A 23,688-nucleotide genomic window follows, 5' to 3' on the forward strand; every position below is an offset into this window, starting at 1 on the left:
GCATGGACGTCGACGAGCTGAGGACCCGCGTCACCGCCGAGCTGCCCCGCGTGCGCCAGGACCTCGAGGACCTGGTCCGGATCGAGTCGGTCAGCGCCGACCCGGCCCGCGCGGCGGAGGTGCGGCGCAGCGCCGAGGCGGTGGCCGAGCTGTTCCGCGCCGAGGCCTTCGAGGACGTCGCGGTGGTGAGCGCCCGCGAGGACGGCGGCGCACCCGCCGTGCTGGCGCGCAAGCCGGCGCCGGAGGGTCGCCCGACGGTGCTGCTCTACGCCCACCACGACGTGCAGCCCGAGAACGACCACGCCGAGTGGGACTCCCCGCCCTTCGAGCCCACCGAGCGCGACGGCCGCCTGCACGCCCGTGGCGCAGCCGACGACAAGGCCGGCATCGCCGCCCACCTCGCCGCCGTCCGGGCGCTGGGCGACGACCTCGGGGTCGGCGTGACGATGTTCGTCGAGGGCGAGGAGGAGGTCGGCAGCGACACCCTCCCGGCCCTGCTCGAGCAGCACGCCGAGTTCCTGCGCGCCGACGTCATCGTGATCGCCGACAGCAGCAACTGGGACATCGGCGTGCCCGCGCTGACGACCAGCCTGCGCGGCCTGGTCCGCGTCGACGTCACCGTGCGCACCCTGACCCACGCCGTCCACTCCGGCATGTGGGGCGGCCTGGTGCCCGACGCGCTGATGACCCTGGCGCGGCTGGTCGCGACGCTGCACGACGACGCCGGCGACGTGACGGTCGCGGGCCTGCACGCGGGTCCGGCCGCCGACGTCGACTACCCGGAGGACCGCCTGCGTGCGGAGTCGGGCATCGCGCCCGGCGTCGACCTCATCGGCACCGGCACCGCCGTGGAGCGGCTGTGGACCAAGCCCGCCCTGACGGTCACCGGGCTCGACGCCCCGCAGGTCGACGGCGCGAGCAACACCCTCACGGCCGTGGCCCGGGCCAAGCTCTCGCTGCGGATCGCCCCCGGCGACACCACCGCCAACGCCCTGGCCTGCCTGCGGCGCCACCTCGAGGAGCACGTCGCGTGGGGCGCGGAGCTGAGCGTCGACGTCGTCGACACCGGCGAGGCCACCAGCATCGACGCCACCGGACCGGCGTACGACGCCGCCCGCCGCGCCTTCACCGAGGCCTGGGACGGCACCGAGCCGATCGACATGGGCGTCGGCGGGTCGATCCCGTTCATCGCGGAGTTCCTGCGCACCTTCCCCGACGCCAGCGTGCTCGTCACCGGCGTCGAGGACCCCGACACCCGGGCCCACGGCGCCAACGAGGGCCTGCACCTCGCCGAGTTCGAGCGGGTCTGCCTGGCCGAGACGCTGCTGCTCGACCTGCTCGCCGACGGCTGACCCGGGCCGGTCCGCGGACTAGGGTGACCGCGCGGCGCCCGTGACGTCCGGAGGCACGGGTCCGCAGGGGGAGGTGGCCGCGGTGCGAGCGGGTGGACCCAGCGCGCAGCAGCTCCTGCTGCTGGCCCCGGACCGGGCCGGACGTCGCACGGCGCTCGTGGTCGCGACGGGGTTCGTGCTCGTCGGCGCCCTGGCCCTGCTCGCCCCCGACACCCTCGCGGTCGCCGTGGTGGCCCAGCTGGTCGGGGTCGCGCTCTGCGTCCCGGCGGCCGTGCTCTGCGCCCGGGCCGGCCGGGTGACCCGGGCGCGCTGGTCGGCCGGCTGGTGGATGCTCGCCGGGGCGGCGGGCCTGTGGGGCGCCGGCAACCTGGTCACCGTGGTGTCCGTGGGACTGCCCGGGCGCGGGATCAACGCGTTCATCTACCCGCTGCAGGGCGCCGCGATGCTGCTGGTCCTGGCCACGCTGCTGGTGCTCCCGCGGCCGCGCTTCAGCCGGGGGGAGGCGGCCCGGGCCTGGCTCGACGTCGTCGTCCTGGTCGCCGGCCTGGGGCTGCTGGGCTCGGTGTCGCTGGTCGGGCAGGCCGTCGAGGGCTCCACGGGACTGGTCCGCGTCTTCGCGCTCGCCTACCCGGCGGCCACGCTGGCCATGGTCGGGCTGGCCTACGAGCTCAGCCGGCGCCACGTCTACCCGCCCCGCCCCGAGCTGGCCCTGCTCTCGGCCTCCTTCGCCGCCTGGCTGGTCGGCGCGGCGGCGTACACCCTGACCCCGGACGCCCTCGTGGCACCGGCCTGGATCTCGTGGGCGGTCGGGGTCGGGACGACGTTGCTGGCGCTGTCGGCGCACCGCGTCGTCGGCCGCCGGCCCGAGAGCGTGCAGCTCGGCTCGCGGGTCTCCCGCGTGGTGCTGGCCGCCCCCGAGGTGGTGGTCGTGGTCGCGGCCGTCACGGCCGTGCTCACCGGGCTCGAGCACTGGCCGCAGCGGGTGCTCGCCGCCGTCACCGCGCTGGCCGTGGTGGTGCGCCACCTCGTGGTGAGCGCCGACGCCCGCCGCTTCCACTGGCGGCTGCAGCACGAGGTGGCCGACCGCACCGCCGACCTGCGCGACTGGACCGAGCGCTACGCCACCATCCTCGACACCGTCGGCGACGGCATCGTCAGCACCGACGCACAGGGCCGCATCACCTTCGCCAACGCCTCGGCCCGCAGCCTGCTCGGCCGGACGTCCTCGGAGCTGGTCGGTCGCGAGGCCTGCGACGCGCTGTGCACCGTGCACGGGGCGGCCTGCCCCTTCGACGAGGCGCTCCGCGGGGTCGAGGTCGTCGGCGTCGACGCCGAGCTCCGCCGCGGCGACGGGGCCGTGGTGCCCGTCGAGCTGCACGCCTCGCCGCACGCCTTCGACGTCGCCTCGGGGTCCGACGAGCCCGGCGTGGTCATCGCCTTCCGCGACGTCTCGGCGCGGCTGGCCGTCGAGCAGGTCAAGCGCCAGTTCGTCTCCTCGGTCAGCCACGAGCTGCGGACCCCGCTGACCTCGGTGAGGGGGGTGCTCGAGATGTTCGTCGACGGCGACGCGGGCGCGCTGAGCCCCGAGGGCCACACGCTGGTCGCCAACGCCAGCCGCGGCGTGGAGCGGCTGAGCCGGCTGGTCGACGACATCATCGACGCCGAGAAGCTCGCCACGGGCGAGTTCCGGATGCAGCGCTCCCGGATCTCGCTGGGCGAGGTGCTGCGCCAGACCGTCACCGCGCTGGAGCCGCTCGCGACGGGCGCGCAGGCGCGCATCGAGCTCGGCCCGGTCGCCGACGTCGAGGTCTGGGGCGACGCGGACCGGATCGAGCAGGCGCTGGTCAACCTGGTGGGCAACGCCGTGAAGTTCTCGCCCCCCGACGGCGTGGTGGGCGTCGAGGTCGAGACCACACCCGACGTGGTGCTGGTGAGCGTGCGCGACCAGGGGCCGGGCCTGCCCGCCGACCAGCTCGAGCACGTCTTCGAGCGCTTCCACCAGGCGACCGGCGGCGACGCCACGGACCGGGGCGGGACCGGGCTCGGCCTCACCATCACCCGCGCGATCGTGCAGCAGCACGGCGGCCGGGTCTGGGTGGAGAGCACCGAGGGCGAGGGGGCCAGGTTCACCTTCTCCCTCCCGGTCGCGGCCGGTGCCCGCGGCCCGGGCCGATAGCCTGACGAGGTGCCGCTGACCACCGATGCCGTCCTCGAGCTCGTGCAGCAGGTGGCCGCCGAGGTGGTCACCCCCCGGTTCCGCTCCCTCTCGGAGTCCGACATCGACGAGAAGCGACCCGGCGACCTCGTCACCGTGGCCGACCGCGAGGCCGAGGAGCTGCTCACGCGGGCGCTCCTGGAGGCCTACCCCGACGCCGTCGTCCTGGGCGAGGAGGCGTACGCCGGCGACCCGGACCTCATCGAGCGCTTCCGGTCCGCCGACCACGGGTTCACGGTCGACCCCGTGGACGGCACCAAGAACTTCGTGCACGGCTCGCCCGACCACGCGGTGATGCTCTCCGAGGTGGTCGACGGCGAGACGGTCCGCGGCTGGATCTGGCAGCCCGAGCACCGGCAGGCCTGGGTGGCCGAGCGCGGCGCCGGCGTGCGCCGCAACGGCGAGCCGGTCCACCGCGCCCCCGCCGGCGACCAGCCGCAGGGAGCCACCTCGATCTGGTCGCGCCGCGGTCGCGACCCGCTCGGCCTGCCGCCGTTGCGCGGTTCGTGGGTGTGCTGCGGGGTCGACTACCCCCGGCTGCTCGAGGGCGAGGCCGACTACCTGCTCTACGGCCACACCAACCCGTGGGACCACCTGCCCGGCACCCTCATGGTCACCGAGGCCGGCGGCGCCGTCGCCCACCGCGACGGCACGCCGTACACCGCGCGCTCCCGGGGCTCGGGCCTGGTCGTCGCCGCCGACCCCGCCACGCTGGAGCGGGCCATCGCGGCGTGCGAGCCCCTCTGGCCCCGCCCGCGCTGACGCGCGGGGTGCGAGCACCCCCGGCCGAGCCCGTACACTCGGCCACGTGGCCAGCAATCCCAGCCGTCCTGGTGACGGCCGCCTGACTCACGACCTCGACCCCCAGGACCGCGGACCGCAGGACGCGTGCGGCGTCTTCGGCGTGTGGGCCCCGGGGGAGGACGTCGCCAAGCTGACCTATTTCGGTCTCTACGCGCTGCAGCACCGCGGCCAGGAGTCGGCCGGCATCGCGGTGAGCAACAGCCGCCAGATCCTGGTCTACAAGGACATGGGCCTGGTCTCCCAGGTCTTCGACGAGTCCACGCTCGAGGCCCTCAAGGGGCATCTCGCGGTCGGCCACTCGCGCTACTCCACGACCGGCGCCAGCACCTGGCACAACGCACAGCCGACCTTCCGCCCCACCGAGGACGGCTCCATCGCGCTGGCCCACAACGGCAACCTGACCAACACCCGCGAGCTCCAGCAGCTGGTCTCCGAGCTGCCCGGCGACCGCGGCGAGCTCGAGATCGGCTCGCGCCGCCTCGAGACCAGCACCAACGACACCTCGCTGGTGACCGCGCTGCTGGCCCACCACCCCGACACCAGCCTCGAGGAGCGGGCCGCCGAGCTGCTCCCCAAGCTCAAGGGCGCCTACTCCTTCGTGTGGATGGACGAGGGCACCCTGTACGCCGCCCGCGACCCCCAGGGCATCCGCCCGCTGGTCCTCGGTCGCCTCGAGCGCGGCTGGGTCGTGGCCAGCGAGACCGCGGCGCTCGACATCGTCGGGGCGTCGTACATCCGCGAGATCGAGCCGGGCGAGATGGTCGCCGTCGACGAGCAGGGCCTGCGCACCCGTCGCTTCGCCGAGGCCGCCCCCAAGGGCTGCCTGTTCGAGTTCGTCTACCTCGCCCGCCCCGACACCCTCATCTCCGGCCAGCGCATCCACAGCGTGCGCGTCGAGATCGGCCGCCGGCTGGCCCGCGACTTCCCGACCGACGCCGACCTGGTGATCCCCGTGCCGGAGTCCGGCACCCCCGCGGCCATCGGGTACGCCGAGGAGAGCGGCATCCCCTACGGCACCGGCCTGGTGAAGAACTCCTACGTCGGTCGCACCTTCATCCAGCCCAGCCAGACCATCCGCCAGCTCGGCATCCGCCTCAAGCTCAACCCGCTGCGCGACGTCATCGAGGGCAAGCGCCTGGTCGTGGTCGACGACTCGATCGTGCGCGGCAACACCCAGCGCGCCCTGGTCCGGATGCTCCGCGAGGCCGGTGCCCGCGAGGTCCACGTGCGGATCGCCAGCCCGCCGGTGAAGTGGCCGTGCTTCTACGGCATCGACTTCGCCACCCGCGCCGAGCTGATCGCCAACGGCCTGTCCAGCGACGAGATCTGCTCCTCGATCGGCGCCGACTCGCTGGGCTACATCGCCCTCGACCAGCTCATCGAGGCCACCACCGTGCCGGCCGACGACCTGTGCCGCGCCTGCTTCGACGGGGTCTACCCGGTCAAGCTGCCCGAGCCCGAGCACCTCGGCAAGCACCTGCTGGAGATGGCCCCGTTGCTCGACGCCGACGGGCTCACCGCCTCGCTGGCCGGCGGCGGCGCCCACGACGCCCTGGAGCGCCCATGAGCACCCCCGTGACCCCGACCCAGGTCGGCACGACGTACGAGTCCGCCGGCGTGTCCATCGAGGCCGGTGACCGCGCCGTCGAGCTGATGAAGGTCTGGATCGAGCAGGCCCGCCGCCCCGAGATGATCGGTGGCATCGGCGGCTTCGCCGGGCTCTTCGACGCCAGCGCCCTCAAGGCCTTCGAGCGGCCGCTGCTGGCCAGCTCGGCCGACGGCGTCGGCACCAAGGTCGCCATCGCCCAGGCGCTCGACAAGCACGACACCATCGGGTTCGACCTCGTCGGCATGCTCGTCGACGACCTCGTCGTCTGCGGCGCCGAGCCGCTGTTCCTCACCGACTACATCGCCACCGGCCGGGTGGTGCCCGAGCGCATCGCCGCCATCGTCAAGGGCATCGCCGAGGCCTGCGTGGCCGCGGGCTGCGCCCTCATCGGCGGCGAGACGGCGGAGCACCCCGGGCTGCTCGGCCCCGACGAGTACGACGTCGCCGGCTCCACGACCGGCGTGGTCGAGGCCGGCCAGCTGCTCGGGCCCGGCCGGGTCCGGCCCGGTGACGCGGTCATCGCGATGGCCTCCAGCGGGCTGCACTCCAACGGCTACTCCCTGGTGCGCCACGTCCTGCTCGAGCAGGGCGGTCGCCGCCTCGAGGAGCACGTCGACGACCTCGGCCGCACCCTCGGCGAGGAGCTGCTCGAGCCGACCCGGATCTACGCCAAGGCCTGCCTCGACCTGGCCCGCGAGACCGAGACCCACGCGATGTCCCACATCACCGGCGGTGGGCTGGCCGCCAACCTCGAGCGGGTGATGCCGGTCGAGCTCGGCGCCACGCTGGACCGCACCACCTGGTCGCTGCCGCCGGTCTTCGACCTGGTCGCCCGCACCGGCGGGGTGGCCCGCGAGGACCTCGAGCGCACCCTCAACTGCGGCGTGGGGATGGTCTCCCTGACCGCCCCGGAGGACGCCGACCGGGCGATCTCGCTGCTCGCCGGCCACCAGGTCGACGCGTGGGTCGTCGGCACCGTCGACGAGGTGTCGGCCGGCTCGGGCGGCCGGGTGACGCTGCGCGGCGACCACCGCTGAGGGGTCCCTGACCTGGCCCTTCGCGACGCCTCGCCGCCCCCTCCCGGCGAGTTTGCGGGCCGACGTGCGGGAATGACCGGCGGGCGGCTAGGGTTGTGCCACGAACAGTTGACTCCGACCGGCAGCCGATGAGCGCCGGCCAAACGTGCGAGGGGGCCACCCATGGGGCGCGGCCGTGCAAAGGCGAAGCAGACCAAGGTTGCTCGCGATCTGAAGTACCGCACTCACGAGACGGACTTCGCATCGCTGGCTCAGGAGCTCCACGGTGGTGAGTCGGCCCCGGTCGACCGCACCGAGCGAGTCGAGGAGCCCGACGAGTACGACAAGTGGGCCGACTACAGCGGCCCCTCCCAGCGCGACTGACCCACCTCGGCGGGGGTCCCTGACCACCCCGGTGGTCAGCCTCCCCGAGGTGCCGACGCGCGCTCGTCAGCGGATGACGGCGGGTCGTCGCACGTCGTCCTGCGACCGGTCCGGATGCTGTCGGCTGCCCCGGGCGGGGGGTCGGACGCGTGGTGGCCGGCTGTGTGGGTTACGCCTGCAGCACGTAGGCTTTGGGGGGATTTGGCCCAGCGTGGGCTGATTGCACGGATTCACTGCTCAGGCAAGGGTGGGCCTGTGCTGGTCTAGACGCTGATGGCCGTTTTTCCACCGCTTCTGAGAATCCGGACATTTCAGGTTTCGGGTCATCGGCCTCGGTGGCAGACTCCCATCCAGAGCAAGGAGCTCTGAGACCGCAAGAAAAGGGGAGCGCCGTGGTAACGCGACCGACTGAGACCGAATCCCTCCTCACGCCCGCTGAGGTGGCCGCCATGTTCCGCGTGGACCCGAAGACGGTCACGCGCTGGGCCAAGGCCGGCCGGCTGTCCGCCATCCGCACGCTGGGCGGCCACCGCCGCTACCGCGAGTCCGAGGTGCGCGAGCTCCTCGGTGGCGGCGGCGCACTGCCCACCCAGCGCAGCGCCCGGGACTGATCCACCGCGCGCCCATGGGCGCGCGCCAGCACCACCCCGACCGCCCCGCGCCATGCCCAGTGGCACGGGAGGTCGGCTGACGCACCTGGACCCTCTGCCTGCTCAGCGGAGGGTCTTCGTGCGTCCCCGCGGGTCGACCGCGGGCTCAGCGCACCAGCGTCGTCACGGCGTACGACGCGACGAAGGTGAGCACCAGCGCCACCAGGGCGAGCACGAGCACCACCCGCCGACGCGTGGCGCCCCCGGCGTCCACCTGGGCGTCCACCTGGCGCCGTGCGGGGACGTCCGACCCCGGTGGGGCCAGCAGTGCCGCGGTGAAGCTGGTCACGTCGGGCCACCGGTCGTCGGGGTCGACCGCGAGCGCCCGCAGCACGGGCGCGTCCAGGTGGGCCGGCACGTCCGCGACCGTCGACGGCGCGGGCGGCAGCTGCGGGTCGACGAGCCCGGCCAGGCCGTCCTCGCGCACCAGCCGGCCGGTCAGCAGCACGTAGGTCACCGCGCCCAGCGCGTGCACGTCGGCCCGCTCGTCCAGGCGGCCCCCACGGGCCTGCTCCGGCGCGATGTAGGCCGGTGTGCCCACGACCTGGGTCAGCCCCGACGCGTGCGCGGTCGCCTTGGCCACCCCGAGGTCGGCCACCAGCAGCTCCGTGCCGCCGTCGGGACGCGAGCGCAGCAGCAGGTTCTGCGGCTTCACGTCGCGGTGCAGGATCCCCTGGCCGTGCAGCACCGCGAGCCCCAACCCCGCCTGTCGGACCAGGTCGAGGCAGTGCGCGACGTCGGGCCGCTCGGGGCGGGCGAGCAGGTCCGCGACGGTGCCGCGGTCGGCGTACGTCATCACGAAGTACGGCGTGCCGGACTCCGTCTCGCCGCTGTCGTGGACCCGGACCACGTGGTCGGCGTCGGCCCGGCGCAGGATCCGCGCCTCCTCCAGGAACCGCTCGCGGACGTCGAGCCGCTGGGCCCAGTTGTCGGCCAGCGCCTTGACCGCGACGTCGGAGTCGAGCTCCTCGTCGTGGTAGCGCCACACGGTGGCGAAGCCGCCCGCCCCGAGGCGCTCGACCTGGCGCAGCCGACCGAGCCGCTGCGGGAGTGACATGTCGGTAGTGTGCACGAACCCGTCCCCACCACCCGGAGCACCACCCGGGGGAGCACCCGGAGGTCCACGGTGAGCACCACGCCCGACCGCGAGGAGCTGGAGGAGCTCGCCCGCCGTGCCGCGGGCGGTGACGCCGTGGCCCTGGAGGACCTGCTCGTCGCGGTCCAGCCGGGCGTGCGCCGCCTGGTCGGCCGGATGCTGGTGCACCCCCAGGACGCCGAGGAGGCGACCCAGGACGCGCTGCTCGCCGTGGCCCGCCACATCACCGGGTTCGAGGGCCGCAGCCGCTTCAGCACCTGGCTGCACACGGTCGCCGGCAACAGCGCCCGCTCGACGTACCGCACCCTGAAGCGGCGCAGCGCCGAGCACGCCGTCGACCAGCTGCCCGAGCGGCCCGACCCGCGCACCACCAGCGTGATCGCCGGCAGCCGGCTCGACCTCCTCGAGGCCCTCGAGACCCTCGGGCGCACCCGCCCCGAGCTCGTCGAGCCGGTGGTGCTGCGCGACGTGCACGAGCTCGACTACGCCGAGATCGCCCGGGTCCTCGACCTGCCGCTCGGGACCGTCAAGTCGCGCATCCACCACGCCCGCACGGCGCTGCGGCCTCTGCTGGCCGCCGCCGAGCCGACCTAGCGCCGGCCGATTCCCGGCCGATCCCCGGGCCCCACCCCTCAGAGGTCGGCGAGCAGGTCCTGCATGCGGCCGATCTCGACGGTCTGGCTGGCGCTGACGTCGTCGCGCAGCTCGCCGACGCGGGCGTCGGTGCCGCCGAGCGCGGTCTCCTGGGCCATCGCGACCGCGCCCTCGTGGTGGCCGATCATCGAGGTGAGGAAGAGCCGGTCGAAGCGTGCGCCCCGGGCCTCGGCGAGCGCGTCGAGCTGCGGGCGGGTCAGCATGCCCTGCATCTCCAGGTGGCCGTGCGAGCCGTGGTCGGCCGCCGACGCGTCGGCAGCGCTCGGCACCGGGAGGCCGCGCTCGGCCAGCCAGGCGGCCATCATCGAGATCTCGGGGCCCTGGGAGGCCTCGATGCGCCCGGCCAGACGACGCACGCGCGGGTCCTGGGCGCGGCGGGCGGCGAGCTCGGTCATCTCCAGCGCCTGGCCGTGGTGCGGGACCATCATCTGCATGAACATCTCGTCGTCGTGGCTCCACTCGCGCTCGACGACGTCCTCGCCCTCCGGCAGCAAGGTGGCGTCCTCGCCGGGCTCCCCGCCCTGCACCACGCGGGGGCCCTCCTCGCCCCCCGAGGTCCGGGGCGAGGGCGACGCGGAGGCCGGAGCGCTCGCCGCCCTGCCCGCAGTCCCCGCCTCGTCGTCGGTGCCGGCGCACCCCGTGAGCAGCACGGCGCCGGCCAGCAGCCACGCGCCGCGCGTGCGTGCGGTCGGCACCCGTCGGCCGGTGGTGGTCCCCGAGACAGCCACGGTCGGTCCCTTCGCGTCGGTAACGAAACCGGAACGATCCCAGCGGTAGGGGTGCGTCCCGCCCTTTACACCTCAGTTCACCACACGGTACGACGGGGGTGACACCGGCGGAGAACCCGCCGGGTCGTCACGAAAGGTCTCGGGAATGCACCTCCAACGACGGCGTGCGCACACGCCGCTGCGCCGCGCGGCGCTCGTCACCGCCTCGCTCGCCAGCCTCGGTCTCCTGGCCACCGCCGGGCCGGTCGTGGCCTCGCAGGGCGAGGCGAGCGAGTCCACCTCCGACCCCCGCTGCGACACGGCGGCCGAGAAGAAGAAGCTCGCGAGGGCCGGCGACAACTTCGCGCTCGCCTGCCTGCCGGGCGAGGACTTCCGCCAGGGCCGGCCGTCGGCCGCCGCCCTCGAGGCCGGCCAGCGGGCGTCCAGCAAGAACATGAAGCTGCTGGCCAACGTGCCCAAGCAGGGCGCCTTCGCGGAGTCGGGCGCCTACAACAGCGACCTGGCGTTCAAGGGCAGGTACGCCTTCGCCGGCAACTACTACGGCTTCACGGTCTACGACATCAGCAAGCCGCGCAAGCCCAAGGCGGTCACGCAGTACGTCTGCCCCGGCGGCCAGGGCGACGTCTCGGTCTCGGGCGACATCCTGGTCTTCAGCGTCGACTCGAGCCGCAGCAGCAGCTCGTGCAGCGACAGCACCCCGACGCCGGCGAGCGAGAAGACCGCGTGGGAGGGCCTGCGCATCTTCGACATCAGCAACCCGCGCAACCCGCAGTACGTCAAGGCCATCGAGACCGACTGCGGCTCGCACACCAACTCGCTGGCCCCCAGCAAGGACGGCAAGGACGTCTACGTCTACGTCTCGTCGTACTCCCCGAGCGCGGACTTCCCCGACTGCCAGCCGGCGCACGACAAGATCAGCGTCGTCAAGATCCCGGCCTCGGCCCCGCGCGACGCGGCCGTGGTCAACGAGCCGGTGCTGTTCCCCGACGGCGGCTACGCCGGCGGCGTCCGCGGCGACGGGGTGCGCAACAGCGCCACGACCGGCTGCCACGACATCACGACGTACCCCCGCAAGGACGTCGCGGCCGGCGCCTGCATGGGCGACGGCGTGCTGATCGACATCAGCGACCGCGAGAACCCCGTGGTGACCGAGCGGGTCCAGGACACCGAGAACTTCGCGTTCTGGCACTCCGCGACCTTCAACGACCGCGGCACCAAGGTCGTGTTCACCGACGAGCTCGGGGGCGGCGGCGCAGCCACGTGCAACCCGCGGGTGGGCAGCACCAAGGGAGCCAACGGCATCTACGACATCGTCGCCGGCAAGCTGCAGTTCAAGAGCTACTACAAGATGCCGCGCACCCAGTCCGACACCGAGAACTGCGTGGCCCACAACGGCTCGCTGATCCCCGTCAAGGGCAAGGACGTGATGGTCCAGGCGTGGTACCAGGGCGGCATCTCGGTCTACGACTTCACCACCTCCTCCAAGCCCAAGGAGATCGGCTGGTTCGACCGTGGTCCGCTGTCGAGCCGCGAGCTGCAGCTGGGCGGCTCGTGGTCGGCGTACTACTACAACGGGTTCATCTACTCCAACGACATCCAGAAGGGCCTCGACGTGCTCGAGCTGCGTGACAAGCGCACCGACTCGGCCCGCAAGGTGCGGATGAGCGTGCTGAACCCGCAGGCGCAGACGACCTACCGTCGCTGAGCCCCGGTCGGGCAGCTGAGCACCCCCCGCGGATCGCTCAGCTGCCCGACCCCACCACCACCCGGGAGGTGGAGGTGACCACGTCCTCGCACTCACCCGCGAGGTCGCAGCGCTTGACCCACCAGCGGCTCGACTCGGGATCGGCGGTCGCCGTGCCGGTGAGGTAGAGGTGGTCCGCGTCGGCCCAGTCGATGCGGACGGTGAACTGCGGCAGCAGGAACGACGCGACCATCCGGCGCCGCGACTCGGTCTCGAAGACCGCCACCTCGCCGGGCCCGTAGCCGTCGCTGTCGCTCGGGATCGCCAGCACCCGGCTGCTGTCGGGGCTGAAGGCGCCGCGCTGCTGGGCGGTGCGCCAGTCGCAGGTGCGCCACCACGAGGTCTCGTCGTCGCTCTCCGCGACCTCGCGCTGGCGCGGGGTCGGCAGCACCTGCAGGCAGCTGTTGCCGCCCTCGGCCGAGGCGGACCCGTCGGGGCCGACCGACCCCACCAGCCACTGCCCGTCGGGGCTGGCTACCAGGTCCGCCATGCCCACGCCCACGAGCCGGCTGCGGCTCTCGCCCGGCGTCCAGAGGCTGGTCGCGGGCTGGCCGTCGACGTCCTCCTGCACCAGCACGTCGGGGCCGACGAACTGCGGCGTGGGCGGCAGCGAGGTGTCCGGCTGGGCCAGGCCCGCCGTGACGTCGCCGTTGGACACGTCCCAGACCGAGAGGTGGTCGGCCTGCACGTCGTACCCCACGACGCGCTCGGCGGCGGTGTCGAGGTCCCAGCGCGGCATCTGACCCAGTCGGTAGGAGGTGCCGCTGCGCAGCACGACCCACAGCGACCCGGCGCCGCGCGCCGGTGGGTCGGCCCGCATCGAGACCACCCACCCGTTGGCGGTGCGTGCCAGCTGGTCGGGCACGCCGGGGCGGTCGAAGGGGACCGTCGTGCCTCCGTCGTGGATGACGCCGTCGGTGAGGTAGAGCAGCGACCCGGGGGCCGCGGACCGGGTGCTGTCCGGGGTGGACCCGGCGCTGCGTGCTGCGGCCGGGGCGGAGGCCGGGGCGTCACCGCGCACGGTCGCGGCCAGGGAGCCGCCGACGGTGCCCACGACTGCGGCCGCCGCGACGGCGACGACGGTGGTGCGGTTCATGGGCCCTCCTGGCGCTCGGTGCCTGCACCAGGTGAGAGTCCGCGCGGGGCCATCCGGTTCCGGCGATCTCACCGTAGTGCGGGGACGCCCGTCGCCGGGGCCCGCGTCAGGCGGCGGGCGCGTCCCCGGCGACCAGCCCCGGACCGTCGTACGCCGCCGCGGTCGCCGCCCGCGGCACGACGACCCGCAGCGCGTTGCGCTCGACGCGGAAGTCGACGGGGGTGGCCAGCGCCAGCTCGCCGTCGAGGTTGAACGGCCGGGGCGCGTCGGTGTGCACGCGCACGCGGCGGGTGAGCAGGTGGTCGACCTGGTCGTGCTCGACGAAGCTGCCGTCCTTGAGGAACCGCGCGATCGAGACGTGGTCGCGCAGCCGGCCGCGGCGGATGGCGTAGACGTCGAGCCGGTGGTCGTCGAGCGAGGCGGTGGGCGACACCGCGTTGCCGCCGCCGTAGTGGCGCCCGTTGCCCACCGCCAGCTGCAGCAGGTCCTCGAGCTCGAGCGTCTCGTGGTCGCCGTCGGGGAACTCCAGGCGTGCCGAGAACGGCTCGTGGTGGCGGTACGCCGAGAGCGTGGCCACCGGGTAGGCCAGCGGGCCGAGGCGGCGCTTGAGCACCGGGCGCAGCCGCTCGGTGACGCCGATCGACAGGCCGGTCGAGGCGACGTTGAGGAAGGACCGGCAGACCGACGCCGTGCCGGGGCCGTAGGCGCGCGCCCGGCCGAGGTCGACGTCGACGACCTTGCCGACCGCCAGCGTGCGGGTGGCCTCGGCCAGGTCGGTGGGGATGGTCAGGGTGCGGGCGAAGTCGTTGGCGGTCCCGAGCGGGAGCACCCCCAGGACGGTCCCGGTGCCGGCGACCATCCCGGCCGCGGCCGAGAGGCTGCCGTCGCCGCCCCCGACGACCAGCAGGTCCGGGGCCTCGGCCAGCGCCCCGTCGAGGGCGGCCAGCAGGCCACCGCCCGCGGGTGCGGCGTGCACCCGGGCGTGGCCCAGCCCGGCGGCGTCGAGCAGGCGGCGCACGTCGGCGACGGCCTGGACCCCGCGTCGCGACCCGGCGTTGAGGACCACGGAGACGGACTGGGTGGGGGGTGCGACGGCCATGCTCCGAGCGTAGGTCGCAGCCGTGAAGGCGCCCCGTGAAGTGCCTGTGCCGAGCCTGAGAAGGGGGGAGGCGGGCCGCGGACGCTCAGGCCACCCGGGAGCGGCGGTCCCACAGCCGCAGCACCCGGCGATGGTGCAGCGTGCCGGAGGGCACCTCGGCCGGGGCGACGTCGTCCCGGGCTGCCTGCTCCCGGCTCGCCTGCTCCTGGGCCGCCGCGTCCTGGGCGGCCAGCTCGGCGGCCAGCGCGCTCGAGAGCTCCATCTCGCGCAGGTCCTCGAGCACCTGCTCGGCGGCCGCGCGGCCGTCGTCCATGTGCTGGCGGGTGTGGGTGAAGTCGGTCATCCGGATGCCGAGGTCGGGGGTGGTCATCCGGTGGACGGTGACGCCGGGGCCGAGGTCCGGAGCGGGGGCCGAGCGCATCGCGACGCCCAGCGAGGCCACGAGCACGTCGATGGGGGTGCGGCCGCGCGGGAGCCGGGGCGGCAGGCTGGCGTCGAGGACGAAGACGCGCGTCGGGGCGAGGTCGGCCGCGCCCCGGATCGGAACGTTGTCGGCGACGCCGCCGTCGACGTGGAGGCCGGGGTGGCCGCAGCCGGCGGGCAGGTCGACCGGGGCGAAGACGGCGGGCACGGCCGCCGAGGCGAGCAGCAGCCGGGCCAGGTCGCCGTGGCGGTGGTAGACGGCGGAGTCGCCGGCCAGCGGGGTCGTCACCACGCGCACCGGGGTGGGCAGGTCCTCGAGGCGGTCGACGGGCTTCCAGTCGTCGATCAGCCGGGCCAGGGCGGCCGACGAGAACAGGTAGGGCCGCTGCCGCACCAGGTGGCCGACCCGGGTCAGGGTGCCGCCCGGGAAGATGTCGCGGGTCGTCATCTGCAGCCACTTGCCGCGCAGCTCGCGCACCCGGGCCCGGTCGGGGCGCACGCCCATGAAGGCCGCGTTGAGGGCGCCGACCGAGGTCCCCACCAGCGCGTGGGGCACGATGCCGGCGTCGAGCAGGACCTCGAGCATGCCCACCTGGACGGCCCCGCGGGCGGCCCCCCCGGAGAGCACGAAGACGTTGCGGTGCTCGCCGACCCGGGTGGCGGGGAGGGCCGGCGCGTGCGGCTCGCTGCCGTGGTCGTGACCGGTGCCGTTCATGTCGCCTCCTCGGGGGATCGGTGCGTGGTGCGGGGGGACCTGCCTCGGACGGGGGTGGGGTGTGCTCCTCATGATGGCGAGCGACGAGTCCGCTTTGCAGCAAAACGGGCAAATGTCAAGGTTTGGGAAGTGCGTGTCGTCCTGATGGGGTTCGTACCCCAAGGGCCCGACCTCACGCCCGGTGCCGGCCCCTGTGTAGCGAAGTCGTGTTTCGGCGACGTGTCCGGACCACGACCGGTGGACGGCCGGCGACCGCCGGGTCAGTGCTGCTCGGCCGGGCACCACCACGTGGTGCGGCTCCCGACCGTGGCCCGGGTCATCTCCGCACCGCACCGGGGGCAGTGCCGGCCGCGTCCCCGGTGGGGGACGACCTCGCCGGTGTGCACCCCGCCCTGGCGGATGGCCGAGCGGATGCCCTGGCGCAGCGCCCGCCGCAGCGCGTCGAGCTCGTCGGTGCCCAGCTCGCCGACGGGGCGCAGCGGCGAGAGCCGCGCCTGCCAGAGGACCTCGTCGGCGAGCAGGTTGCCGACGCCGGCGAGCGTCGCCTGGTCGAGCAGCCGGGCCTTGAGCGGGGCGGTGCCCCGTCCGACCCGGGCGCGGAACTCCTCGCGGCCGATCTCGCCGGCGTCGGGCCCCAGGGCGTCGAGGTCGGGGTCGAGCCGCACCCGGCCGAGCCGGCGCTTGTCGAGGAGCCGCAGCCGGCCGCCGTCGTCGAAGGTGAGCGTGAAGCGGTACCACTCCTCCTTGCGAGGACGCGTCGCCCCGGAGGGCCCCGGGGCGTCACCGCCCTCGCGCGAGCCGTCCTCGTCGGGCTCCTCCACCAGGATCCGGCCGCTCATGCCCAGGTGCAGCCCGAGCAGGGGGCCGGGACCGCCGCGCGAGGCGACGGCCGACGCGGGCGCGGAGGTCTCGCACCACATCAGCTTGCCGCGGCGGTGGGCTGCGGTGAGGTGGCGGTCGAGCAGGGCCGCGCGGATCTCGCCGGGACGGTGCGGGCGGCACTCGTAGGTGTCGTGGTCGTCCACCTCGACGATGCGTCGGCCCAGCCCGGAGGCCTCGATGACCTGGCGGGCGGACTCGACCTCGGGAAGCTCCGGCACCGCGCCAGTGTGGCCGAGGGGTCCTCACGCGGGTCGGGCATCCTGGGGGCATGCGAGCCGTCGAGGTGCTGGTGACCGGCAAGGTCCAGGGCGTCGCGTTCCGCGCGTACGCCGCCCGCGAGGCCGACCGGCTCGGGGTCGCCGGCTGGGTGCGCAACCGCAGCGACGGCACCGTGCACGCCTTGGTGGAGGGCGAGGAGGAGGCGGTGGAGTCGATGCTCGCCTGGCTGCGACGCGGGTCGCCCAGCGCGCGGGTCCACCACCTCGCGGTCGTCGACACCGACCCCGACGACCTGGTCGGGTTCGTGGTCGAGCCGTGAGGTCGGTCGCGAGCCCGCCCACCGCGTGGTTGGGTCGGGGCGTGACGGATCCCCTCGTGCACCAGAGGCGCCTGTGCGAGCAGGCCCGCGACGCCCACCTGCACTGGCTGATCGAGGCGCTCGGGGTCGACCTGGTGCTCGACGTCGGGGCCAACCGCGGGCAGTTCGGGACCGGCCTGCGCACCAGCGGGTACGCCGGGCGCATCGTGTCCTTCGAGCCCGCCCCGGCGCCCCGGGCCGAGCTGGAGCAGGTGTCCGCGGCCGACCCCGCCTGGCAGGTCCACGGGTGGGCCCTGGGCGAGGCCGACGGGTCGGCCGTGCTGCACGCGGTCGACGAGGAGTCCGAGCTGGGCTCGCTGCGGGAGAGCTCGGAGTTCGGGCGGGCCTGGAAGGACGCGATGACGCGGACGCGCGAGGAGACCGTCGACGTGCGCCGTCTCGACGGGGCGTGGGAGACCGTCGGCGGCGACGCGACCCGGGTGCTGCTCAAGCTGGACACGCAGGGCTTCGACCTCGCGGCGTTCCGCGGCGCCGGTCGCCTGGTGGCGGCCGGTGGCCCGGTCGTGGCGCTGCTCTCGGAGGTGGCCTGCCTGCCGATCTACGACGGCGTGCCGCCGATGGACGAGCACCTCGCGGAGTACGCCGCCGCGGGCTGGGCGCTGGCCGGGCTCTACCCCGTCTCCTTCGACCGGCCCACGCTGCGCGTCATCGAGCACGACGCGCTCCTCGTCCGCACGCCCTGAGCGCCCCTCCCGGTCGGCCGCGTCGCCGGACGGACCGGAGCCCTCACCCGCCGAGCACCTCGGCGGGGAAGCCGCTGTCGAGGCAGAGCACGTTCTGCTCGCTGTCCTTGAACCAGGCCGCCTGACCGAGGCCCTCGCTCGAGGCGACGTCGCCGTCCCAGGTGACGCCGGGCATGTCGTCGTAGTGCTCGAACACCACGCCGCGGTCGCGGAGCTCGCGGGCCGTCCCCGCCACGTCGGCGACGTGGAGCTGCGCGACGGTCGGGCCCGAGGTGCCGGCGTGCTCGGTCTGGTAGACGGTGAACACCGAGCCGCCGCCCGTGCGGTAGAGGAGCACCACGCCCTCGATCTCCTGGACGGGGGTGAGGCCGAGCTTGTCGGCCCAGAAGCCGCGGGCCCGGGCGAGGTCGGCGGCGGGGATGTTGGCGGTGACGGTGGCGTGCTCGAGCATGGCGGGTCCTCCGGTGGGGAGGCGCCGTCCGGCACCCGGAGCCGTGACGCCGCCTCGGCGGTCATGGCCCACCCGACTCTTCTCCTGCCGGCGCGTGGGCTCAACCCCCGCGACGGCAGCGACGGACGTGGTCTATCCCGCGTGGCGGCCCCCGGACCGACCGGGAACGGCAGAGCCGCAAGCCGGCACGAGGCTGGCTTGCGGCTCTGTGGTGGTGGGCAGGGGCGGGGTCGAACCGCCGACCTTCCACTTTTCAGGCGGACGCTCGTACCAACTGAGCTACCTGCCCTCACCAGGCTCCCGGGGGAACCGAGGCGAAACTGTACCGGACGCCTCGGGCGCACTGAAACCGGCCGTGCAACGCGCTGCAACCCTGGGGCTGCGGGCGGGGCGCTCCTACGGTGGCGCGACACCCACCCGTCGCCGTCCCTCGGAGGACCCCATGACCGTCGCCCACGTCACCGGAGCCGCCCGCGGGATCGGGAAGGCCATCGCCACGCGCCTGGTCGCCGACGGCCACGACGTCGCCGTCTCGGACCTGCCGTCGATGCGCGACGAGCTGGAGACCACCGCCCGGGAGCTGGCCGACGGGGCTGCCACGCGGGTGGTGGCGCTGACCGGCGACGTCTCCGACCCCGGGTCGGTGCGGGCCCTGGTGGCCGACACCGTGGCCGAGCTCGGCTCGCTCGACGTCATGGTCGCCAACGCCGGCATCGCGCAGACCAAGGCGCTGCTCGACGTGACGCCCGAGGAGTACGACGCGGTGCACGCGGTGAACGGCCGCGGCGTCTTCCTCTGCTACACCGAGGCCGCCCGCCAGATGATCGCGCAGGGCGGCGGCGGCAAGATCATCGGCGCCGCCTCGATCGCGGCCCACAAGGGCTTCGCGCTGCTCGGGGTCTACTGCTCCTCCAAGTTCGCCGTCCGGTCGCTGACCCAGAGCGCCGCCCAGGAGTGGGCCTCGCACGGCATCACGGTCAACGCCTACTGCCCCGGCATCGTGGACACCACGATGTGGGAGGAGATCGACCACGACCTCGGCGAGATCAACCACGTCGGCAAGGGCGAGTCGATGCAGGCGATGGCGGCCGGGATCGCGCTCGGCCGGGTCTCGACCGGCGAGGACGTGGCCAAGCTGGTCAGCTTCCTCGCCGGCCCCGACTCCGACTACATGACCGGGCAGTCCGTGCTGGTCGACGGCGGCATGGTCTTCAGCTGATCCAGGGCACCGCGCGCCGCACCCGGTGGTGCGCCAGCGCCGCCCTGGCGGCGTTGGCGCCGGGCGCGCCGTGGACGCCCCCGCCCGGGTGGGCCGACGCGGAGGCGAGGTAGAGGCCGGGCACGCCGCTCTCGGCCCGGCCCAGTCCCGGCACCGGGCGCAGCACCAGCTCCTGGCCGATCCGAGAGGTGCCGCCGTTGATGGCGCCACCGACCAGGTTGGCGTCGCGCTCCTCCAGCTGGTGGGGGCCGAGCACGCGGCGGGCCACGACGCGGCTGCCGAAGCCCGGCGCGAGCCGCTCCAGGCGCTGCTGCACCCGGTCGCCGAACCGCTCGAGGTCGTCGTGGTCCCAGCGGCCGGTGAGCTCGCCCGCGACGTCACCGCGGTGCTCGGCCGGCTGCGGCACGTGGGTGTAGGCCCACAGCGACTCCGTGCCCGCGGGCGAGCGGGTGGGGTCGCTGGTGGTCATCTGGCCGGTCAGCAGGAAGGGCTTGTCGGGGACCATCCCGGCGGCGACCTGAGCGGTGGCCTCGACGAGCTGGTCGCGGTCGTCGGCGACGTGCACGGTCCCCGGGGCCTTGGCGGGACGGCTGGCCCACGGCACCGGCCCCGAGAGCGCCCAGTCGACCTTGACGGTGCTCGGGTCGAGGCGGAACCGCTTCATGCCCCACCGCACCCGGGCGGGCAGGTCGCCCTGCTGGACGAGGTCGCCGTACAGCTCGGTGGCGACGACGGAGGCCACGACCGCGCGGCGGGCGTCGTACGTCGGGCCGCCGGCGGTGCGCACGGTGCGCACCCGGCCGTCGCGGAGGTCCAGGCCGACGACGGGGGTGCCCAGGCGGATCTCGCCGCCGGCCGCCTCGAAGCGCCGCGCGAGCGCCTGCGTCAGCTCGCCCGCGCCGCCGACCGGCACCGGGAAGCCGTGCTGCTGGCCGGTCATGGTGAGCATCAGCGCGAAGACGCCCGAGCCGATGCCGTCGAGCGGCAGGTCGGCGTGCCCGGCGTTGCCGGCGAGCAGGACCTTCGGCGCCCGCCCGCGGAAGCGGTGGTCGCCCAGGCCGATCACCGAGCGCAGCAGGTCGGCCACCAGGCCGGGGCCGGCCGACGGCAGCTGGGTCAGCCCGCGCAGGCCGGCGCGCACCGGGGGGAACGGGCTCAGCAGCGCGTCCACGACCGAGCCGCCGACGCGGTCCCACTGCTCGCACAGCCGCAGCCAGGCCTCGCCGTCGCCGGGCTGCTCGTCCTCCATCCAGCGGGCGGTGAGCTCGCGGTCGCGGTCCTGCAGCGCCCAGCCGCCGTCGGCGAACGCGTGGCCGAGGACCGCCGGGGCGTGGGACCACGCGAGCCCGTGGTCCTCGAGGTGGAGCGAGCGGATCGCCCCGGAAGCCGCAGCCAGGGGGTAGAACGCCGAGAAGGTGTCCTGGACGTAGTCGGGGTGCAGCTCGCGGTCGCTTCGCACCGCACCGCCGAGCGTGTCCTGGGCCTCGAGCACGACGACCGACCAGCCGGCGTCGACGAGCAGGTTGGCCGCGACCAGGCCGTTGGGTCCGGCGCCGACGACGACCGCGTCGACGCTCTCCCCGACGCCGTGCAGCGGACCGGTGCCGCTCATCGGCGTCGCTCGGCGAGGAAGGCCAGCCGCCGCAGGGTCTCGGTGTTGCGCCAGGCGATGCCCGGCGAGCGCAGCGGACGGGGCACCAGCGCGCCCGGCCCCGACACGGCGTCCTCCTCCAGCCTCACCCGGGTCGCGGTGCCCTCGGGGGCGAGCCGGATGTCGACCCGCGCCTCCCCCATGGGCCACCCCCTCGCGGTGAGCAGCAGGTGCGTGCCCGGCTCGCACTCGAGCACCTGGGTGGTGTCGTCGAGCAGCGCGGGCCAGGCGCCGACGGAGTGGTGCAGCTCGGCACCCACCGCGGGCCAGGAGTCGTCGACCTCGCGCATCCGCGAGGCGCCGACGACCCAGACGGGGTAGAGCCAGCCGTCGCCGAGGACCTCCCAGATCGTGTCGGAGGGGGACTGGACGAGACGTTCGACGACTGCCATGGCCGACCTGTACCCGACGAGCGCGGAGCACACCCCCGGGCGGCCCGGGCGGCGTACGTCACACGGGCGTGCCGTCCGACCCCGGACGTGCGACGAGGGCGAGGTCATGGTGACCTCGCCCTCGTGGTGGCGACCCCGACGGGACTCGAACCCGCGGCCTCCGCCGTGACAGGGCGGCGCGCTAACCAACTGCGCTACGGGGCCTCGATGGTGCTGCGTGTGGTGCTGGTCGTGCTGGGGCTTCGCGGTGTTTTGCGAAGCGACGGAACTCTAACTCACACCTGCTCCGACTCTGAAATCGGCACCCCCAACGGGATTCGAACCCGTGCTACCGCCGTGAAAGGGCGGGGTCCTGGGCCACTAGACGATGGGGGCCCGCCGCCCCGGAGGACGACGCGCAGCAGTCTAGGGGACGCCCCGGCGAGGTGCCGCTCAGGCGTAGCCGAGGTCGTGGAGCGCGTGGTCGCCGATGCCGAAGTGGTGCGCGATCTCGTGCACGACCGTGATCCGGACCTCCTCGACCAGCTCCTCGGGCGTCTCGCACATCCGCGTCAGCGGCCCCCGGAAGACGAGGATCCGGTCGGGCTGGGCGAAGGTGTACGCCGAGTCGCGCTGGGTCAGCGGGATGCCCTCGTAGAGCCCCAGCAGGTCCGGCTCCTCGGCCGGCGGCTCGTCCTCCACCAGCACCACGACGTTGTCCATCAGCGCGGCCAGCTCCGCCGGCACCCCGTCGAGCGCCTCGGACACCAGCCCCTCGAACTCCTGCTCGCCGATCTCCATGTGCTCACGGTAGGAGCCGGGTGGTGGCGGTCGGTCGTGCGGCGTACCCGTGGGGACCGACCGTGGGGCCGACCGAGCGGGATAGTCCGAGACGTTCGGCACCCGTTGTGCCCGAATCGTGCTGCCGAACGTCTCGGACTATCCCCCCAACGGTCGGAGGAGCCACCGCACCCCCCCGGACGCACCGACGCCCCGCTGGAGCACCAGTGGGGCGTCGGCACGGCGTACGACGTGCGGGGCGGTCAGGCGGCCACGCGCTCCTCGGCCTCGCGGCGGGGGGCAATGGGGGTGGGGTTGACCTTGCGGGCCATGAAGTCGTTGGGCAGCGAGAGCCGGATGACCTTGTGCCACGCGGAGGCGACCTGCTTGGGCAGCGAGCCGGTCGTGTAGGTCAGGCCGTAGCGCTCGAACAGCGCCTCCACCTTGGGGGCGATCTCCTGGTAGCGGTTGCTGGGGAGGTCGGGGAAGAGGTGGTGCTCGATCTGGTAGCTCAGGTTGCCGGTGGCGATGTGCATGGCGCGCGAGCCGGTGATGTTGGCCGAGCCGAGCATCTGGCGGACGTACCACTCGCCCTTGGTCTCGCCCTCGATCGACTTCTTCTCGAAGGTGGACACGCCCTCGGGGAAGTGGCCGCACATGATGACCGAGTGGGTCCACAGGTTGCGGCCCAGGTTCGCCACGAAGTTGGCGGCCAGCGTGTTGAGCGCCGAGGGGCCCGACAGCAGCGGGTGCACCACGTAGTCCTTGGTGGCCTGCTTCTTGATCTTGCCGAGGGTCTGCTTCAGCTTGGCCTTGAACTCGGGGCTCTTGGTGCGCTTCTTCTTGATGTTCTTGCCGAGCTCGAGGTCGTAGGCCGCGATGCCGTACTCGAAGAAGCAGGCGTTGATGAAGTTCCACAGCGGCTGCGCGAGGTAGAAGGGGTGCCAGCGCTGGTCCTCGTCGACGCGCATGATGCCGTAGCCGAGGTCGTTGTCCTTGCCGACGACGTTCGTGTAGGTGTGGTGCAGCTCGTTGTGGGAGTGCTTCCACTGCTCGGCCGGGGAGGCGTTGTCCCACTCCCAGGTGGTCGAGTGGATCTTCGGGTCGCGCATCCAGTCCCACTGGCCGTGCATGACGTTGTGGCCGATCTCCATGTTCTCGAGGATCTTCGCCACGGTGAGGCCGGCGGTGCCCGCGACCCAGGCCGGCGGGAACAGCGAGAAGAGCAGCACGGCGCGCGAGCCGAGCTCGAGCTTGCGCTGCACGTCGATCACCTTGCGGATGTACGCCGCGTCGCTCTCGCCGCGCTGGGCGACGACCTCGGCGCGGATGGCGTCGAGCTCGCGCCCGATCTGCTCGATGTCCTCGGCGGTGAGGTGGGCGATGGGGTTCTCGGTCTGCTTCTGCAGGACGGTCATGGTGATCTCCTTCGTGTCGGGTGATCAGGTCGAGCGTGGATCGGGCAGGT

The 23,688-nt window shown here is 74.0% G+C and carries 23 protein-coding genes and 3 tRNA genes; 12 read left to right on the forward strand and 14 right to left on the reverse strand.

Annotated features, from left to right (window positions below; genetic code table 11):
* Positions 1-2 precede the first annotated feature (2 nt).
* The 7 genes from BLU55_RS16055 to BLU55_RS16085 all read left to right on the forward strand — a co-directional run bounded on the left by BLU55_RS16055 (position 3) and on the right by BLU55_RS16085 (position 7,991).
* Positions 3-1,352, forward strand: coding sequence for a dipeptidase (locus BLU55_RS16055; protein WP_091731747.1), 1,350 nt, complete (start codon positions 3-5; stop codon positions 1,350-1,352).
* An 82-nt stretch (positions 1,353-1,434) separates the two neighbouring features.
* Positions 1,435-3,528: an ATP-binding protein gene (locus tag BLU55_RS16060; protein WP_091731750.1), complete on the forward strand. Its 2,094-nt coding sequence runs from the start codon at positions 1,435-1,437 to the stop codon at positions 3,526-3,528.
* 9 nt (positions 3,529-3,537) lie between these two features.
* Positions 3,538-4,329, forward strand: a complete 792-nt coding sequence (locus tag BLU55_RS16065; protein WP_197681018.1) for an inositol monophosphatase family protein — start codon at positions 3,538-3,540, stop codon at positions 4,327-4,329.
* A gap of 46 nt (positions 4,330-4,375) precedes the next feature.
* A complete protein-coding gene (purF, locus tag BLU55_RS16070) occupies positions 4,376-5,938 on the forward strand; it encodes an amidophosphoribosyltransferase (protein ID WP_091731753.1) in 1,563 nt (520 codons plus the stop codon).
* Complete coding sequence (purM, locus tag BLU55_RS16075) at positions 5,935-7,017, forward strand: phosphoribosylformylglycinamidine cyclo-ligase (RefSeq protein ID WP_091731756.1); 1,083 nt, start codon at positions 5,935-5,937, stop codon at positions 7,015-7,017. Before purF ends, purM begins: the two co-directional genes overlap by 4 nt.
* A 162-nt stretch (positions 7,018-7,179) precedes the next feature.
* On the forward strand, positions 7,180-7,380 hold the full coding sequence (locus tag BLU55_RS16080) for a DUF3073 domain-containing protein (protein WP_091731758.1): 201 nt from the start codon (positions 7,180-7,182) through the stop codon (positions 7,378-7,380).
* A 392-nt stretch (positions 7,381-7,772) separates the two neighbouring features.
* Positions 7,773-7,991 carry a BldC family transcriptional regulator gene (locus BLU55_RS16085; RefSeq protein ID WP_091731760.1) on the forward strand — a complete coding sequence of 73 codons (219 nt, stop codon included), beginning with the start codon at positions 7,773-7,775 and terminating at the stop codon, positions 7,989-7,991.
* Positions 7,992-8,136: 145 nt separating this feature from the next.
* On the opposite strand, the gene BLU55_RS16090 is transcribed toward BLU55_RS16085, so the two are convergent.
* Positions 8,137-9,087, reverse strand: coding sequence for a serine/threonine-protein kinase (locus tag BLU55_RS16090; protein WP_091731763.1), 951 nt, complete (start codon positions 9,085-9,087; stop codon positions 8,137-8,139).
* A 69-nt stretch (positions 9,088-9,156) separates the two neighbouring features.
* Here BLU55_RS16090 and BLU55_RS16095 point away from each other — a divergent pair, with 69 nt between their 5' ends.
* The gene (locus tag BLU55_RS16095; protein WP_091731765.1) at positions 9,157-9,720 is read left to right on the forward strand and encodes an RNA polymerase sigma factor; all 564 of its coding nucleotides are present in this window, start codon (positions 9,157-9,159) and stop codon (positions 9,718-9,720) included.
* A 38-nt stretch (positions 9,721-9,758) separates the two neighbouring features.
* Here the strand turns inward: BLU55_RS16095 and BLU55_RS16100 are convergent, their stop codons facing one another.
* Complete coding sequence (locus tag BLU55_RS16100; protein ID WP_197681019.1) at positions 9,759-10,508, reverse strand: DUF305 domain-containing protein; 750 nt, start codon at positions 10,506-10,508, stop codon at positions 9,759-9,761.
* Positions 10,509-10,653: 145 nt separating this feature from the next.
* Between BLU55_RS16100 and BLU55_RS16105 the strand changes: the two genes are divergently transcribed.
* On the forward strand, positions 10,654-12,213 hold the full coding sequence (locus tag BLU55_RS16105; RefSeq protein ID WP_091731771.1) for an LVIVD repeat-containing protein: 1,560 nt from the start codon (positions 10,654-10,656) through the stop codon (positions 12,211-12,213).
* A 37-nt stretch (positions 12,214-12,250) separates the two neighbouring features.
* Here the strand turns inward: BLU55_RS16105 and BLU55_RS16110 are convergent, their stop codons facing one another.
* From BLU55_RS16110 to BLU55_RS16125, 4 genes are all read right to left on the reverse strand, one after another.
* Positions 12,251-13,348 (reverse strand): hypothetical protein, encoded by a 1,098-nt coding sequence (locus tag BLU55_RS16110; RefSeq protein WP_091731774.1) that lies wholly within the window; start codon positions 13,346-13,348, stop codon positions 12,251-12,253.
* Between the two features lie 106 nt (positions 13,349-13,454).
* Positions 13,455-14,447, reverse strand: a complete 993-nt coding sequence (locus tag BLU55_RS16115) for a YegS/Rv2252/BmrU family lipid kinase (protein WP_091731777.1) — start codon at positions 14,445-14,447, stop codon at positions 13,455-13,457.
* 85 nt (positions 14,448-14,532) lie between these two features.
* The gene (locus tag BLU55_RS16120) at positions 14,533-15,585 is read right to left on the reverse strand and encodes a patatin-like phospholipase family protein (RefSeq protein WP_157682909.1); all 1,053 of its coding nucleotides are present in this window, start codon (positions 15,583-15,585) and stop codon (positions 14,533-14,535) included.
* A gap of 260 nt (positions 15,586-15,845) precedes the next feature.
* Complete coding sequence (locus BLU55_RS16125) at positions 15,846-16,685, reverse strand: DNA-formamidopyrimidine glycosylase family protein (RefSeq protein WP_091731781.1); 840 nt, start codon at positions 16,683-16,685, stop codon at positions 15,846-15,848.
* 50 nt (positions 16,686-16,735) lie between these two features.
* Between BLU55_RS16125 and BLU55_RS16130 the strand changes: the two genes are divergently transcribed.
* Together BLU55_RS16130 and BLU55_RS16135 are read left to right on the forward strand one after the other, a co-directional pair.
* Positions 16,736-17,005 (forward strand): acylphosphatase, encoded by a 270-nt coding sequence (locus BLU55_RS16130; RefSeq protein ID WP_091731783.1) that lies wholly within the window; start codon positions 16,736-16,738, stop codon positions 17,003-17,005.
* Between the two features lie 56 nt (positions 17,006-17,061).
* On the forward strand, positions 17,062-17,748 hold the full coding sequence (locus BLU55_RS16135) for an FkbM family methyltransferase (RefSeq protein WP_157682910.1): 687 nt from the start codon (positions 17,062-17,064) through the stop codon (positions 17,746-17,748).
* A 43-nt stretch (positions 17,749-17,791) separates the two neighbouring features.
* Here BLU55_RS16135 and BLU55_RS16140 read toward each other — a convergent pair whose 3' ends face one another.
* Positions 17,792-18,199 carry a VOC family protein gene (locus tag BLU55_RS16140; RefSeq protein WP_091731786.1) on the reverse strand — a complete coding sequence of 136 codons (408 nt, stop codon included), beginning with the start codon at positions 18,197-18,199 and terminating at the stop codon, positions 17,792-17,794.
* A 212-nt stretch (positions 18,200-18,411) separates the two neighbouring features.
* Positions 18,412-18,488: transfer RNA gene (locus BLU55_RS16145), tRNA-Phe, on the reverse strand.
* 153 nt (positions 18,489-18,641) lie between these two features.
* Here BLU55_RS16145 and BLU55_RS16150 point away from each other — a divergent pair.
* Positions 18,642-19,418: an SDR family oxidoreductase gene (locus BLU55_RS16150; protein ID WP_091731789.1), complete on the forward strand. Its 777-nt coding sequence runs from the start codon at positions 18,642-18,644 to the stop codon at positions 19,416-19,418.
* On the opposite strand, the gene BLU55_RS16155 is transcribed toward BLU55_RS16150, so the two are convergent.
* The 6 genes from BLU55_RS16155 to BLU55_RS16180 all read right to left on the reverse strand — a co-directional run bounded on the left by BLU55_RS16155 (position 19,411) and on the right by BLU55_RS16180 (position 23,638).
* Complete coding sequence (locus BLU55_RS16155; protein WP_091731793.1) at positions 19,411-21,030, reverse strand: phytoene desaturase family protein; 1,620 nt, start codon at positions 21,028-21,030, stop codon at positions 19,411-19,413. The two genes, BLU55_RS16150 and BLU55_RS16155, sit on opposite strands and share 8 nt — an antisense overlap.
* Positions 21,027-21,461, reverse strand: a complete 435-nt coding sequence (locus BLU55_RS16160) for an SRPBCC family protein (RefSeq protein ID WP_091731795.1) — start codon at positions 21,459-21,461, stop codon at positions 21,027-21,029. Before BLU55_RS16160 ends, BLU55_RS16155 begins: the two co-directional genes overlap by 4 nt.
* A 127-nt stretch (positions 21,462-21,588) precedes the next feature.
* Positions 21,589-21,665: transfer RNA gene (locus tag BLU55_RS16165), tRNA-Asp, on the reverse strand.
* A gap of 98 nt (positions 21,666-21,763) precedes the next feature.
* A tRNA-Glu gene (locus BLU55_RS16170) sits at positions 21,764-21,836 on the reverse strand.
* Positions 21,837-21,893: 57 nt separating this feature from the next.
* Positions 21,894-22,241, reverse strand: coding sequence for a metallopeptidase family protein (locus BLU55_RS16175; protein WP_091731798.1), 348 nt, complete (start codon positions 22,239-22,241; stop codon positions 21,894-21,896).
* 242 nt (positions 22,242-22,483) lie between these two features.
* A complete protein-coding gene (locus BLU55_RS16180; protein ID WP_091731801.1) occupies positions 22,484-23,638 on the reverse strand; it encodes a fatty acid desaturase family protein in 1,155 nt (384 codons plus the stop codon).
* Between the last annotated feature and the right edge of the window lie 50 nt (positions 23,639-23,688).

This window comes from Nocardioides scoriae (genome assembly GCF_900104965.1).
GTDB lineage: Bacteria > Actinomycetota > Actinomycetes > Propionibacteriales > Nocardioidaceae > Marmoricola > Marmoricola scoriae.

Bases quoted from the DNA above. Each gene is read 5' to 3' on its own strand.
- BLU55_RS16175 (WP_091731798.1), bottom strand. From the start codon at position 22,241: ATGGAGATCGGCGAGCAGGAGTTCGAGGGGCTGGTGTCCGAGGCGCTC.
- BLU55_RS16115 (WP_091731777.1), bottom strand. From the start codon at position 14,447: ATGGCCGTCGCACCCCCCACCCAGTCCGTCTCCGTGGTCCTCAACGCC.
- BLU55_RS16120 (WP_157682909.1), bottom strand. From the start codon at position 15,585: ATGAACGGCACCGGTCACGACCACGGCAGCGAGCCGCACGCGCCGGCC.
- BLU55_RS16150 (WP_091731789.1), top strand. From the start codon at position 18,642: ATGACCGTCGCCCACGTCACCGGAGCCGCCCGCGGGATCGGGAAGGCC.
- BLU55_RS16140 (WP_091731786.1), bottom strand. From the start codon at position 18,199: ATGCTCGAGCACGCCACCGTCACCGCCAACATCCCCGCCGCCGACCTC.
- purM (WP_091731756.1), top strand. From the start codon at position 5,935: ATGAGCACCCCCGTGACCCCGACCCAGGTCGGCACGACGTACGAGTCC.
- BLU55_RS16130 (WP_091731783.1), top strand. From the start codon at position 16,736: ATGCGAGCCGTCGAGGTGCTGGTGACCGGCAAGGTCCAGGGCGTCGCG.
- BLU55_RS16110 (WP_091731774.1), bottom strand. From the start codon at position 13,348: ATGAACCGCACCACCGTCGTCGCCGTCGCGGCGGCCGCAGTCGTGGGC.
- BLU55_RS16055 (WP_091731747.1), top strand. From the start codon at position 3: ATGGACGTCGACGAGCTGAGGACCCGCGTCACCGCCGAGCTGCCCCGC.
- BLU55_RS16080 (WP_091731758.1), top strand. From the start codon at position 7,180: ATGGGGCGCGGCCGTGCAAAGGCGAAGCAGACCAAGGTTGCTCGCGAT.
- BLU55_RS16105 (WP_091731771.1), top strand. From the start codon at position 10,654: ATGCACCTCCAACGACGGCGTGCGCACACGCCGCTGCGCCGCGCGGCG.
- BLU55_RS16160 (WP_091731795.1), bottom strand. From the start codon at position 21,461: ATGGCAGTCGTCGAACGTCTCGTCCAGTCCCCCTCCGACACGATCTGG.
- BLU55_RS16180 (WP_091731801.1), bottom strand. From the start codon at position 23,638: ATGACCGTCCTGCAGAAGCAGACCGAGAACCCCATCGCCCACCTCACC.
- BLU55_RS16155 (WP_091731793.1), bottom strand. From the start codon at position 21,030: ATGAGCGGCACCGGTCCGCTGCACGGCGTCGGGGAGAGCGTCGACGCG.
- BLU55_RS16090 (WP_091731763.1), bottom strand. From the start codon at position 9,087: ATGTCACTCCCGCAGCGGCTCGGTCGGCTGCGCCAGGTCGAGCGCCTC.